This is a genomic window from Bacillus cereus group sp. N11 (assembly GCF_016483605.1).
Taxonomy (GTDB): Bacteria; Bacillota; Bacilli; order Bacillales; family Bacillaceae_G; genus Bacillus_A; species Bacillus_A toyonensis.
The window spans coordinates 177,516-190,785 of sequence record NZ_JAEHBN010000001.1 but is presented as its reverse complement, the minus strand read 5'-3'; the positions used below and the strand labels follow the sequence as shown (position 1 = coordinate 190,785).

The following is a 13,270-nucleotide window of genomic DNA, read 5'->3' as shown; positions in this document are numbered from 1 at the left end:
CAAAACTTAATAGAAATTAAAACAAACATAAAGAAAAGGTAAAGTTTACTAAATTAAATATAAAAATACCCAATAACAAAAGCTTAGCTTTGTTATTGGGTATTAAGTATTTTAAGATTTAATATTAGAACGTATTGAAATACATCTATCATCACAATTTGATAGAGATTGTTTACTCTGCATTTTTGGCAAGTAAATCGTTACAGTTGTCCCGACACCAACCTCACTCATTATACTTATTGTTCCTTGATGACTTTCAATAATTTTATAACTTAACATCAATCCAATACCGGTACCTTTTTCTTTCGTACTATAAAAAGGTTCACCTAATCTTTTAATTCTTTCTTCAGGTATTCCTATTCCTTCATCTATTACACTAATAATGACACCATTTTTATGTATTTCTTTTATATGAATTGAAATTTTCCCACCATTTAGCATTGCTTCAATTGAATTTTGCAAAATATTAATAAAAACTTGTTTCAATTGATTTTCTGAGCATTCAATGATTATCTCTTCGGAATCTGTAAATAGTTCAACTTGAATATTTGTCATGATTGCTTTTGTATTAATTAGTGATACGACATTTTTAAAAATTTGATAAATATTTTTCTTTTCTGTATTTATTTCATCAGTTTTAGCAATCGACAAAAACTCTTGGAGAATTGCTTCTATTCTTTCTATTTCGGAAAGCATAAGGTCAAAATATTTCTCTTGATCCTCTTTATTAATTTGGAATAACTGTATAAATCCTTTAATTACAGTTAATGGGTTTCTCACTTCATGAGCTACACCGGCTGCTAATTGACCAATTGCCGCAAGTGTATCTGATTTATTTAGCAATTCTTCTGCCTTTTTCCGCTCTGTAATATCGCGGACAATGATCATAATTTTATCTTGTAATAATGGTAAACATCTAGCTTCAAAGAAATCAATACTTCCATTAATTGTTAGAAGATATTCTACAATTACATTCTTTCCTTCATCTTTCAATTGGCGAATTGCTTCTTGAAATTGCCGTGCTACTGGAGACGGTAATATTTCGTAAAACTTTTTTCCCATAAAAGCTTCTGCGGGCACGTAAAATTTTGTAGGGGATCCTGCTTTATAATCTATAATTGTCCCATCATCTTCTGTTAAAAAACATAAATCTGGTAAAGCTTTGAAAATTAATTCTAATTCAGAGGTTTGTTGTTTTAATTGCTCTTCTATTGCTTTTAAATGTGTAATATCTACCCCAACAGCCCAGTAACTAAATCCTGTTACAGGAAATTGCTCTGATATATTGGACCACATTATCGTTTTAATTTCTCCATTTTTACATGTTAAACTCATTTCCCAATCTCTAAAATTTTTTCCACGAGTCAAAAATTTATTTTGTATTTGCTGGCGATAATTATGGTCAGGATACAGTAATTGAAGAGCGTTTGGATTCCCAATTATCTCTTCAGCAGTATAACCTGTTACAATCTCGCATTCTCGATTCCACAAAACAAAATCTCCATTATAGTCAAGCGCATCAACCATAACAGGCATGTTTTGTAAGATCGTATGTAGTTCTTCCTCTTTTCGAGAAAGTAACGATATATTTTTACTTTGAACTTCTTTTTTCACCCCAGTTATAATAAGGTTAGAAAGCATTTCAAAATATTTTTGGCAATTGAAAATTTCGCTTCGTTTGGACCATACAACAAAAGATCCTAAATATTGATTGTATAAGAAAAGGGGGATTTCAATTTTTGGAAGTTTACATACTTTCATTTCATTAATTCCAAATGAAAATATACATTCGTTTTCAGCATCAAGAAGTTGATGTGATATGTTGGTTAATTTATAAAATTGTTCTGCCATGGTTTCTATTGTACTCACATCAATAAGTTCCATTAGCCGCGCATTCATTCCTTTTTCACCTCAATATGTAAAATTTATACAAATTCAAAATTCATACTTCTTCATTATACGAAGAAAGTGCTCCTAGGTATATAGCTGTAGAATAATTATTCAAACAAATTCTATTTTTCAATTAAAAACAGAAAATAATATGGGAATGTTATGCGCTGCTAGTAGAAGTATAAAGTGAAACTTTAATCAGTGGGGGTTTTGTTCATCCCCCACCTAACTTCTTTGCTTCCGCTGAATTTTGAGGTGAGGGGTCTTACTGCCCGTTAATGCGGGATAAAAATATAATAATCATAAAATTCACAACTTTCATGAAAAATATAAACATTTATTCCAATATACACTATATAATGAGGTGTAATAAGGCTTCTATGAATCTCATAGAATACCTTACCCCTAATAAAAAGAAAAAAAGAATCTTTTTGGATTCTTTTTTTCTTTTTATTACATTACATATTTATATAAAGCATGTGCGACACCATGTTCTTCATTTGTTAACGTTTCGTATTTACACATCGCTTTTATTTCTTCAACTGCATTTCCCATTGCAATTGATATATTTGCTTTCTCCATCATAGAAACATCGTTTAAGCCATCGCCTATTGCTACAGTGTTTTCAACTGGAATATTAAGATGTTCTGCTAAAGTATATAATCCATTTCCTTTTTGAGCATCTCGATGATTAATCTCTAAATTATGCCAATAGGAAGATGTAATAGCTAAATCCGTATTATGCAGAAACGTTTCTTTTAATTTTTTTAATTTCTCTATGTCATAAGAAAACGGTAAAAGTTTATGCACATGTATACCCATTTCTACAATTGGTTTACAACTTTCTGTGCTATGAAATGCTGTATGCTCAAGGTATAATGCAGCAATCGTTTCTAACTCTTTCAAATCGAAATTTCCTTTTGCATTCTTCACATACTCGATTTCATTACGTACACTCTCTACTCCATATTCGGGTACATACACACCTTTATTAGTATAGAGCTGATAATACAAGCCATTCTCTTCAAGATATTCTACAATCTCAAGTGCCTGCATATTTTGAATTGGATATCTCTTCATCATTTTTTTATCTTTATATATAAGCGCACCATTTTCTGCGATAATCGGACACTCCAAACCAACTTCTAACAATAGTCGTTCAATATCCATAATAGAACGTCCTGTACAAATTGCTACAACATGGCCAGCTTCTTGACATTTTCGAATTGCTTCTGCATTCTCTTTACTAATCATTTTATTCCCTGAAAGAAGAGTTCCATCTAGATCAATTGCGATTAATTTCATTATTTCTTCACCACTTTCTATAAATACACGAGTTATTATTAAATAAAAGGTATCGTTTTCATACGAATCTCGTGAAGTACTCCTTATTTATAATTTATGAAAAGCGTTTCATGTCAAGAAATAATTAAAAATAAAATCCAAAGCTGTTCTTTTTAAAGAAAAGCTTTGGATTTTATGCTATGAATTATAACTAATATATTTTGTCTCACACATATATACATTTTTTTCTTCTGTTGGGATATATACTTTAAACTTTTCTAAACGCTTTCCGTATATATGAATAGTGATTACGCTTTCATTTTCGGATATTTCTAGAATATGACAATCAGATGGTGGAATTACTTTATCTGTTTCGCCTTCTCCCAAATAAAGATTTCCTGTATGTGTTAAATAAGAAAGTGAATTTCCAAGCTGCTTCGTTTGAACAAAGTTCTGCACCATTATCCTTCCTGAAAAAACGCCTTCTACTCCCCATGTGCCATCATGATCATGTAATGGTGTAGATTGTCCATCTTTCCATACGAGAGCTAATACTTCAAAACGTTTTAATGGATCTTCATACAATAAGTGTCGTGCATATTGAGCCGAATTTGACTTCTGTTTATCTAACGGAAGCCATGTTTTCTTTTCTAAAAGTTCTTCTAGTAATGTTTCAATTTTACACACGATTTCTTCTTTTAATAAATCACCATTTATTAAATCAGTTACAGCTTTAATAAATGTTTGAAACGTTTTACTCCCATTGCACGTTAACATAAGCATCCTCCTCTACGCTTTTTTCACACACCTCCATACTATAAAACACACTAAAATTTTACAATTGAGAAATAAAAAAAACAAGGTACAATACAATGTACCTTGTTGAACGTTTTATTGAGTTTTTAAGCGAATAGGTAAATATTTTAAAGTTTGCTCATTTTTCAATATACATCTTTCTAAATTAAAAGATGGAGATAACTCTATTTTTTCGAAAGCATTTATAAAGGTACTTAATGCAATCTCCGCTTCTAAACGTGCAAGCGGTGCCCCTAAGCAAAAGTGCGGACCTTTACCAAAGGTTAAATGTTTTTCATTTCCTATGCGGTGTAAATTATACTTAGAAGCATGTGAGAATTTGTTCTCATCTAAATTTGCTGCACTAACCCATGCAACAATCATTTGATCCTTTTTCATTAAAGGACCAAATATGTTTGTATCCTCTGTAATCCTCCGAGCTAATGTAACAGGAAAGCGATAGCGTAATACTTCCTCAATCGCTTTTGCAACTAATTTAGGTTCTTCTCTTAATTCTTGATAAATTCCAGGTGAATCCACTAAAAAGCAATAAAAACTATTAATAATTAAATTTGTAGTCGTTTCATTACCAGCTGCTAATAAACCTAATGAAAAAGTTACAATTTCTTCATCGGTTAATCTTTCACCTTCATATTCAGCTCGTATTAAATCTGAAATAATATCATCGGTTAAATGATATCTTTTTTCTTGAACGATCGGTAAAAGATATGCTTTAAATTCATTTAATGCGATCCCTTTCTCGGCATCCAGATCATTAAACCTTTCTTTACTATACGGCATAAATAAAATATCAGACCATTCTTTAATTTGTTTACGGTCTGTAGTAGGTACTCCCAATAGGTCTGATATAACGGTAACAGGTAAAGGTGCAGCAAATTGATTAACAATATTAACTTCATCATACTTTTTTATATTTTTTACAAGTTCGTCTGCAATAGCTTGTATACGAGGTTTCCACTGTTCTAAACTTCTTGGAGTAAATGCTTTAGAAACAATTGAACGTACGTTACGGTGTTCTGGCGGATCTGTAGAGTTTATATTTATTCTAGTTTCTAAAGGAGGGATTGCGAATTGTCTCCGCTCCCTTCTACTTGAAAATAAGCGATAGTCTGATAAAACACGATTCACGTCCTCATATAAAAAAACATTCCAAACATCTTGCTCTTCATCATAATGTACTTGGTGATTATCCCTCATAAATTGATACCATCCATACGGGTTCCACAGCTCTTCTTTTGTTTTTAGCTTTGAAATTTCATGAACTAAAATAACATTTTCAGGTGAATCCATAGTTCTTTCCTCCCTTTTCTTTTACAATAAAAGTGATAGGTAGGTAATTCAAAGTTGTATAAACTAACATATGTTATTTTAACATATACATAGCAAAACTTTTCAAATGAAAACTTGAGAAATATATGAGGAGGCTTTTTTATGTATGTTGATATTTTATTACTTGCAGAATTAACAACAGGGCCAAAACATGGCTATGAAATAAAGAAAAATATTCAAAATCGGTTAGGCAATAATTTTGACTTAAATCATAACATGCTTTACCCTACTCTTCGGCGTTTTGAAAACATGGGAGCCATAATGAAAAATGTACAGAAACAAGTCGGAAAACCAAACCGAAATATGTACAATATAACAGAAACAGGAGAAGAAATTTTTTATGAAATGTTAAGAGAATTCCCCGAAAAGATTGCGACAAACAACACTGAGGTCCTTGTACGTATCGCGCTTTTCGACAAACTTGATTACGAGGCTAGAATAGAAATTTTAACTACGCGCCAAAACGTTCTTCAAAAACAACTTACAGCCATCCAATCCCTTGACGTTGTCTCACCTTTTATTACAGAAGTTGTTGAATTTACTAAATCACGTATTGAGCATGAACTACGTTGGATTACATCACTTATGAAGAAAATATAAAAAAATAACAGAAAAAGTTAAAAATAATGAATGAAAATGAGATTTATTATCAATACTAGTATTAATAAAAGGGCAACCACGATTTGGCTACCCTTCAAAAATTTACAATTCTGGATCGAAAGTTTTGCAATCTGTTTCTTCCGTTGTAGATGCTTGTTTCCCTTTATGACTAACTACATAAATTGCATCTGCACTACATTTATTACCGTTAGCCCAAAATTTACAATTGTTTACTTCACATAAAACGTCTTGTGCCATAGTATCACACCTCCTTGTTCTATTATCATTAACAAAATTCGGAGGTATGATACTCTTTGTCATCTATTTTTTATTACCTTTTTAGCTTTCTTAATGTTTCTATATGCCCTCGTACAATAGCATCGATATTTTCAGTTATCTTTTCAATGTCAAAATGCCACCATTGAATTTGCAATAATTCTTCTATTATTTCATTTGAAAATCTCTCTTTTATTTTATTTGCAGGGTTTCCACCAACAATTGTATATGGTGCGACATCTTTAGTCACAACAGATTTCGCTGCAATGATTGCACCATCTCCTATTTTAATTCCGGGCATAATCGTTGTATCCATACCAATCCAAACGTCATTTCCTATAACTGTATCTCCTTTATACGGTAAATCAGACAAATCTGGTGTAAACTTCTCCCATCCATTCCCAAAAATATTAAACGGATAAGCTGAAAATCCATCCATTCGATGATTCGCTCCGTTCATAATAAAGGTAACTCCAGATGCAATACAGCAAAACTTGCCAATGAAGAGACGATCTCCGATAAATTCATAATGATATAATACTCGATCTTCTAATGTTTCCCCATGTTTCGCATCATAATAAGAATAGTCACCAACAAGTATATTAGATTTCGTTATTGTATTTTTTATAAAATGAACGTTTTGATTTCCTTCAATTGGGTATTTAACGTTTGGATTAGGATTCATGTTGCACAGCACTTCCTTTACCATTCATTTCACTTTCTACTGCTATTACTGGCTTTAAATTGTATATAGGTAAAATAAACAATAATCCAATAACAAATAGTAGAGCCGTCCCCTCGTACATCATACTTAACGAAAACATCTCCTTTAATGAACCAGCAATACTCATCGTTACTACCATTGAACCGGTGAACAGTGGACTTAAAATGCCATTTACTCTACCAATAAAATCCGTATCGCTATTTTGTATAATAAGTGTATTAATACCTATTTGAATACACGGTAGAGCTAACCCACTAAAAAGTTGTGCCGTAAGTGTCACCCATAAATTTGTGGAGTAACCAATTATACCAATTCCAATAGCCTGACCAAGCATACCTACGATTAACATTTTTTGCGGCGCAACGTTTTTTGCGAATACCATCGCTAAAGCTCCGCCAACAATCATCCCTGCGCCATTTACTGTTAGTAACCATTGTAAACTCTCTTTTGATAACCCTAACTGCTCAGTTACAATAAATATGCCTAGTGGCTGAATTAAGCCTATTCCTAGTCCTGCTGCCATAAAACATAATCCAAGTAAAGTTAATGCTTTTTTCTTTTTGACGTATTTAATACCATCCTTCATTTCCTGCAACAGCGTGATGTCTTTCTTTTCTGCTTCGTTTTCAAGATCTTTCGGAAGAAATAACAATACACCTGCAGCAAGTAAAAACGCGATACCTGTTATAATGATTGCAATATAAATTCCAAAACTATGAAAAATAAATGTTCCGAGAATTGGTCCTAACACCATAAATATCGCAAAAATCGTTTGATATATCGACATTGCTAATTGAATTTGTTCCGTCGATAAGTGTTGTTTAAACAACTTCATTCCAGATGGTTGAGAAAACTGCGAAAGGATTGCAGAGATTAGCGTCACAAAAAACACAATTTTCCACGTTCCAAACATAAGTGTAATTAATACAGCGAATACTGAAATAGAACTTAACGTTTCACACCATATCATTGTCCTCTTCGGCTTCCACCTATCAGCAAAAGTTCCACCAATGAATGAGAATATAAAAATCGGGGCGAATTCAGCAACTGAAATCATTGATATAGCGAAAGCATCACCTTTCGTCATTTCCATAACATACAATAATACCGCAAAGTTTCGAACCCATATTCCTATTTGTAAAAATAATGCTGATGCAAGAATTCCCTGTACAAATCGATTTTTCAATACTTGTGATACCCCATGATTTTGTTTCGGTTCTATAGTCGTCGACATAAAAAAGCCTCCTATTTCATGTTCTGAACAGGAGGCAGCACAAATCATATGAAAAGACTATATTTTTCGCAGTGCGAAACACATCCCTTTTCTATATATGTACATACTAATCCTATTCAGAAGAATATTTCGTTTTTTAACGAAGATCTCTTAAAAATAGAATTAGTTGATCATTGGGATAGTTTCACCCTTCCGTTTCGAATTTAAATTACACATACATACTCTATGTAAAACATTTTCAATGTATGCATGTCTCATTTTAACTATTCTAGAAAGTCAAAGGCAATTCCTCTAAAGAACGCATTAAATAATTTCCTTGCCATTTAATATCTTCACGATCGCCCTTTATTTGTAGTTCAGGCATTCTTTTAAACAGAGTAGTAATAGCAATCTTTGCTTCTAGCCTAGCAAGTGGAGCTCCTAAACAGAAATGACTACCATGTCCGAAAGCAATGTGACGGTTATTCTCACGCATAATATCAAATACTTCTGGGTTTTCAAATACTGTTTCATCACGGTTTGCGGAAGCTAATGCGATAATAACCATATCTCCTTTTTGGATTGTTTGGTCATGAATTTGAAACGGCTCAGCCGCCCATCTTGCAGTTGTCACCTCAACTGGAGAATAATAACGCAATCCTTCCTCAATAGCTGAATCAATTAATTTCGGATTATCTTTTAATAACTGTAATTGCTTCGGATTTTCAAGAAGTGCTAATACCGTATTTGTTATTAAATTCACTGTTGTCTCGTGTCCGGCTACAATTAATAACATGATCATTGAATATAGCTCTCGAGCACTAAGTTTCTGCCCTTCATTTTCTGCAAGTATTAACGCACTAACCAAATCTTCTTTTGGATTTTTTCGTTTTACATCAACTATATATTGAAGATATGTAATAAACTCAGATAGTTGTTTTTCGGTTTCTTTTATTTCTTCAGGTGTTTCTGGCGATGCAATGACCGCATGAGACCAAATTCTAAATTTCGCTTGATCCTCTTTTGGAATGCCAAGCATCTCACTTATTACAATAATCGGTAATGGGAATGAATAATCATCCACAAGATTTAATGTACCTTTCCGCTCTATTTCACTTATTAAATCATCCGCTATTCTCTGAATTCTTCCGTCTAATTGTGAAATCATCTTCGGTGTAAAAGCTTTTTGAACTAAAGATCGTAAACGACTGTGGTTAGGTGGGTCTGAATTTAACATGTGCGTTGTTAAATGATCACTATTGTCAACGGAAAGATACATGTTCTTTGTATCTTGAGGAAACACATTTGCCTGATCTTTTTTTAAGCGATTATCTTTTAAAAGCGGCAGAGCATCTTCATATCTTGTAATGAGCCATTCTTTACCGATTTCAATTTGATTTACAAATAATATAGGCTGGACTTTTCTCGATTCTTTATAAATTTCATACGCATCTTTTTTAAACTGAGCTGAAGCTAAATTAATGCCATCCTCTATTCTTAGGCCCACTTTATTTTTCATTGACATTGCATTCCCTCACTCTCACTTGTTTTTGAAAATCAACCAACATATGCATTATACTCTAATAAAAACTTGAAAATTGTAAATTTTTAATTAAAATCTTACTTCGTATATTGAAAAATAAAAAAGTGAGCGAGTAAAAGTATTCTACTCGCTCACTTTTCTTTATGCGAAGCACATAAAGTTACTAATTTGTTGATATCGGTAACTTACTTTACGACGGCGACCACCTTGCCAAGTATAACCTGAAACCCCATTTCTTCTTACCTCAGTTGGAAAGAACCATAAATCTCTTCCGAAAGGACCAGGTCGATGTAAACGTAAATAGCCCCATCTTCCTAGACAGTTACACATCCATGATTTCATATTACCTGCTTGTGCTGGAGAAGCAAATGTGGATGGTAACGACGGAGCTTGTGACGGTGGTGGTGACGTTGGAGCATCTTCCGCATCATCTGGCCTGTAATCTTCTTGTTCAATATCTCTCACTTCATTTGCAGATTCATAACCGTAGTTTTGTGGATTATAATACATCCCTTGATCATATGGATAGTTTTGTTGGTTATACATATTAACAAATCACCTTCTTTTCATTTCCTTTAACATTCATATGTAATTCGTTAACTATAGGAAGCTTATGTATAGCCTAAATTCAATTGAAAAAAGTTCCCATTTTAAAAATACGAACTTTTTCATACACTGGATATATTTATTATTTTTTTTAACTTCACACTATAAAAACGCATTTGATCTAATGAACCTTCATATTCAAATACTTCTTGCTTAATTAATTCTTTCAAGCGATATTCCAAAAACGTATCCCCAACCAATTGATCCGCAAGACCAAGTGCTTCACCTATTACTCTCGGAGCTTTATGAAATTCTTTATCTGCTCCTACATTTTTTGCACACTCAATAATGAATTGATCAAAATAACCTTCTTGTACAGAATGCACTTCATCGTCTTTCCAAACTCTTAAAAACTCCATGCTTTGCGATAATCTATCCCACTTATGTGCAAACTTCATCCGCTTCTCTTCAGTTAAATACGGAAATTCCACAAAACTTTTTTGGAAAAGAGCTAAAATTTCAGGAGATAATTCTCCAGTTCCACGAATATCATAATCTTGTTTTAATATTTCTCTACTCGCTTCAGAAGTATTTATAACACGAATATTTTTCTTATCTTTTAATTGAGCAATTGCAAAACAAAGTCCTACATGCTCATGGGCATTATCCGCCTTCCAAATGGTAATCGGTGTTTCATTCGGAATTGAATGTAGCTCTTCTAAAGTCTCCTTAAATCTTGGTAAATACTCTTCTTCAAAATAACAATCATAAGAAGTTAAGTTATTTAATAACCACTGTGACCTTGCTAATTGACCTTCATTCGTATGTAATTGATGTATGGGACCAATTGAAAAGAATTCAGAGTATGAAACCACATTCTCCTCGTGTAATCCTTCTTGTTTCAACATATATTTTAAACATCCAGCTGTTGAATCATCAAAGGCAATATGAATGTGTGTACTTTCTTCTAAATTCTTTTCCTGAGTTGTATGACTCGTCAATTGCTTAGGGATATTCGTTAAATTTTTTAGCATATCTTCGCTATAATTCCCGTCTAATACATCTAACTGTATGAGAATACTTTGAAGTAAATGTTTTGCTTCATCTTCATACATATCCTCAACAACATTTTTAATTTTATCTATCATATAAATCCCTCTATTCATTTCTAAAATAACGTAGATTATAGTGTATCATTTTAGTCTAGATGTTTAAAAGTCTTTTTAAAGCCAAATCGTTTATTACACATATTGCTGCAACCATCTAAGTTTTTAACAAAAGCTTTCTCTATATTTCTCTCAATCTATAGATCTATAATGTTTTTTGCTTTCTCCTTATCTATCTCCCCAAATCACATTAGTTGCTAAATATTTTTTAAATACTTTGTAAATCTTTTTATTTAAATGTATAATTATATAGAAAATAAAAAATACAGGAGCAATATGAATGGAGAAAGTACTTACTAATTATAAACATTATTTAAAAAATTGGAGATTTATATTTATTTGTATATTACCTGCTTTCGCTTTATTGTATACATTCGATGTCATCTTCGAACTACTGATTCACCAAAATTTCTATTTGTCTAATTTAATTATTGCTATTATATTAACCATAATATTTATTAACGTTAAAGATAAGTTTAAAATCAAAAGTTAATGAAAACTATAATTGTAACGAAACCTTTATGTAGCTACATTTTTCATAAAAAATAAGAGCACCCTGCTATTGGATGCTCTATTGTGATTAGAGGTTTTTTCTGAGTATTTAGTAGGACACGAAGATCTTGTTCTATTACATACTATATGCTTGTACGTATTACATTGTGCATGAAAAAGCACAATATCTAGATGCCAAAGAGATACATACACATTGGAGCGCTAGAAAAGACCTTTCTATATCCATTCATTCTTGATAGCCTACATGATTACTATTAAAATCTGCTCATATATTCATTGTACAATTACTTTATTTATAAACAAAAAACATCCCCATGGATGTTTTTTATCTAATTACCTTTAAACTTCCATAAATTTAGCAGGTACACCAATTTTTTCAACTACGGAAGATATATTAGTAGGGTTAATCAATACATTTTCAATACAAACTAATTTATTTTCTAATAATCCATTCTCTGTAGTAATAAGCTCTTCAAATCGTTCTAAAGTCATTGAGAACTTGTGCTCACTTCCACCATTCATGCTAACTTTTACATATTTCATAGTGTCACCGCCTCTCTTAATTATCTATACTTCGCTAAGAATACGCTTACATCCTTTTATTAAAACGTGGATTTATCACTTTTATTACTTTCCACTACACGTTTGAAATAATTTGCAGAAAAACAGATACTATACACCGTCTGTTCTATTTATTGAAATTATAATAAAATGTTTCTAGCATTCTATATCTTTGGAAAAGATTATATAATAGTATTGATTAAATAATAGGAGTGTTATGAATGGTTGATATAATCCGACTCTTAATCATCATACTGATTGCAATTTTTTTATTTTCATCAATTATTATGGAGTTTAAAAAACCTCAAAAAAGTATGTTTTGGTTCTCAATTGAAGTCTTGTTTCTGCTGGGAATCGTACTTTTAATGAAAGAATTCTTCTTCAAACTTTCCGCATAACCTCTTAAGTAAAACATAATATTCCATCAATAACACAGGATAAATTATGATTTTTATTTTTTTCACTGAATTTAAGAATTTAACTTCCAATAAGTTATCCTTTATATATAACTACTTTATATGCTTCTGCTAATTACTCTTTTGTGTATTATCTATCATGGAGACTAGAACAAGCATGCCTTGTCATATATTAGATAAGGGATGTGATAACATTGGATAACAATCAATTTGTTTTTCATGTAGTCAAAAGTTCGGCAATTAAAAGATTTATAATTATCGATATAATCGCTGGAACAGGAATTTATTGGACCGTAAACTTTATTTCTTCAAATGCATTACTCGCAATTATTAGTTGTATTTTAGGGACCAAAAAAATGAAGAAAATGCATCATTCATAGAAGTAATAACTAA

14 protein-coding genes are annotated in these 13,270 nt (G+C 31.8%); 3 read left to right on the top strand and 11 right to left on the bottom strand.

Annotated elements, in window-relative coordinates:
• Positions 1-111: 111 nt before the first annotated feature.
• The 4 genes from JDS98_RS00960 to JDS98_RS00945 form a co-directional block, all read right to left on the bottom strand.
• Entirely contained in the window at positions 112-1,899 is a 1,788-nt protein-coding gene (locus JDS98_RS00960; RefSeq protein WP_199633440.1) for a PAS domain-containing sensor histidine kinase, read from the bottom strand.
• Positions 1,900-2,343: 444 nt separating this feature from the next.
• Positions 2,344-3,195: a Cof-type HAD-IIB family hydrolase gene (locus tag JDS98_RS00955; protein WP_199633439.1), complete on the bottom strand. Its 852-nt coding sequence runs from the start codon at positions 3,193-3,195 to the stop codon at positions 2,344-2,346.
• Between the two features lie 177 nt (positions 3,196-3,372).
• On the bottom strand, positions 3,373-3,951 hold the full coding sequence (locus tag JDS98_RS00950) for a cysteine dioxygenase family protein (protein ID WP_199633438.1): 579 nt from the start codon (positions 3,949-3,951) through the stop codon (positions 3,373-3,375).
• Positions 3,952-4,065: 114 nt separating this feature from the next.
• Complete coding sequence (locus JDS98_RS00945) at positions 4,066-5,280, bottom strand: cytochrome P450 (protein WP_087969332.1); 1,215 nt, start codon at positions 5,278-5,280, stop codon at positions 4,066-4,068.
• A gap of 141 nt (positions 5,281-5,421) precedes the next feature.
• Here JDS98_RS00945 and JDS98_RS00940 point away from each other — a divergent pair, with 141 nt between their 5' ends.
• Entirely contained in the window at positions 5,422-5,919 is a 498-nt protein-coding gene (locus JDS98_RS00940) for a PadR family transcriptional regulator (RefSeq protein WP_199633437.1), read from the top strand.
• A 102-nt stretch (positions 5,920-6,021) separates the two neighbouring features.
• Here JDS98_RS00940 and JDS98_RS00935 read toward each other — a convergent pair whose 3' ends face one another.
• The 6 genes from JDS98_RS00935 to JDS98_RS00910 all read right to left on the bottom strand — a co-directional run bounded on the left by JDS98_RS00935 (position 6,022) and on the right by JDS98_RS00910 (position 11,369).
• A complete protein-coding gene (locus JDS98_RS00935) occupies positions 6,022-6,177 on the bottom strand; it encodes a DUF1540 domain-containing protein (protein WP_000046090.1) in 156 nt (51 codons plus the stop codon).
• Positions 6,178-6,250: 73 nt separating this feature from the next.
• Entirely contained in the window at positions 6,251-6,880 is a 630-nt protein-coding gene (locus JDS98_RS00930; RefSeq protein ID WP_001069238.1) for a Vat family streptogramin A O-acetyltransferase, read from the bottom strand.
• A complete protein-coding gene (locus tag JDS98_RS00925; protein ID WP_087969334.1) occupies positions 6,870-8,153 on the bottom strand; it encodes an MFS transporter in 1,284 nt (427 codons plus the stop codon). Before JDS98_RS00925 ends, JDS98_RS00930 begins: the two co-directional genes overlap by 11 nt.
• A 268-nt stretch (positions 8,154-8,421) precedes the next feature.
• On the bottom strand, positions 8,422-9,657 hold the full coding sequence (locus tag JDS98_RS00920) for a cytochrome P450 family protein (protein WP_000062113.1): 1,236 nt from the start codon (positions 9,655-9,657) through the stop codon (positions 8,422-8,424).
• Positions 9,658-9,816: 159 nt separating this feature from the next.
• A complete protein-coding gene (locus JDS98_RS00915) occupies positions 9,817-10,221 on the bottom strand; it encodes a hypothetical protein (RefSeq protein WP_000282698.1) in 405 nt (134 codons plus the stop codon).
• A gap of 122 nt (positions 10,222-10,343) precedes the next feature.
• Complete coding sequence (locus JDS98_RS00910; protein ID WP_199633436.1) at positions 10,344-11,369, bottom strand: DUF1835 domain-containing protein; 1,026 nt, start codon at positions 11,367-11,369, stop codon at positions 10,344-10,346.
• Positions 11,370-11,667: 298 nt separating this feature from the next.
• Between JDS98_RS00910 and JDS98_RS00905 the strand changes: the two genes are divergently transcribed.
• Positions 11,668-11,880 carry a hypothetical protein gene (locus tag JDS98_RS00905; protein WP_097958584.1) on the top strand — a complete coding sequence of 71 codons (213 nt, stop codon included), beginning with the start codon at positions 11,668-11,670 and terminating at the stop codon, positions 11,878-11,880.
• Positions 11,881-12,239: 359 nt separating this feature from the next.
• Here JDS98_RS00905 and JDS98_RS00900 read toward each other — a convergent pair whose 3' ends face one another.
• Positions 12,240-12,443, bottom strand: coding sequence for a hypothetical protein (locus JDS98_RS00900; protein WP_098711286.1), 204 nt, complete (start codon positions 12,441-12,443; stop codon positions 12,240-12,242).
• Between the two features lie 622 nt (positions 12,444-13,065).
• On the opposite strand from JDS98_RS00900, the gene JDS98_RS00895 reads away from it, so the two are divergent.
• The gene (locus JDS98_RS00895; RefSeq protein WP_087944425.1) at positions 13,066-13,257 is read left to right on the top strand and encodes a hypothetical protein; all 192 of its coding nucleotides are present in this window, start codon (positions 13,066-13,068) and stop codon (positions 13,255-13,257) included.
• Positions 13,258-13,270 lie beyond the last annotated feature (13 nt).

Excerpts from the sequence above, each read along its gene's own strand:
- JDS98_RS00960 (WP_199633440.1), bottom strand. The coding sequence starts at position 1,899 with ATGAATGCGCGGCTAATGGAACTTATTGATGTGAGTACAATAGAAACC.
- JDS98_RS00955 (WP_199633439.1), bottom strand. The coding sequence starts at position 3,195 with ATGAAATTAATCGCAATTGATCTAGATGGAACTCTTCTTTCAGGGAAT.
- JDS98_RS00950 (WP_199633438.1), bottom strand. The coding sequence starts at position 3,951 with ATGTTAACGTGCAATGGGAGTAAAACGTTTCAAACATTTATTAAAGCT.
- JDS98_RS00945 (WP_087969332.1), bottom strand. The coding sequence starts at position 5,280 with ATGGATTCACCTGAAAATGTTATTTTAGTTCATGAAATTTCAAAGCTA.
- JDS98_RS00940 (WP_199633437.1), top strand. The coding sequence starts at position 5,422 with ATGTATGTTGATATTTTATTACTTGCAGAATTAACAACAGGGCCAAAA.
- JDS98_RS00935 (WP_000046090.1), bottom strand. The coding sequence starts at position 6,177 with ATGGCACAAGACGTTTTATGTGAAGTAAACAATTGTAAATTTTGGGCT.
- JDS98_RS00930 (WP_001069238.1), bottom strand. The coding sequence starts at position 6,880 with ATGAATCCTAATCCAAACGTTAAATACCCAATTGAAGGAAATCAAAAC.
- JDS98_RS00925 (WP_087969334.1), bottom strand. The coding sequence starts at position 8,153 with ATGTCGACGACTATAGAACCGAAACAAAATCATGGGGTATCACAAGTA.
- JDS98_RS00920 (WP_000062113.1), bottom strand. The coding sequence starts at position 9,657 with ATGTCAATGAAAAATAAAGTGGGCCTAAGAATAGAGGATGGCATTAAT.
- JDS98_RS00915 (WP_000282698.1), bottom strand. The coding sequence starts at position 10,221 with ATGTATAACCAACAAAACTATCCATATGATCAAGGGATGTATTATAAT.
- JDS98_RS00910 (WP_199633436.1), bottom strand. The coding sequence starts at position 11,369 with ATGATAGATAAAATTAAAAATGTTGTTGAGGATATGTATGAAGATGAA.
- JDS98_RS00905 (WP_097958584.1), top strand. The coding sequence starts at position 11,668 with ATGGAGAAAGTACTTACTAATTATAAACATTATTTAAAAAATTGGAGA.
- JDS98_RS00900 (WP_098711286.1), bottom strand. The coding sequence starts at position 12,443 with ATGAAATATGTAAAAGTTAGCATGAATGGTGGAAGTGAGCACAAGTTC.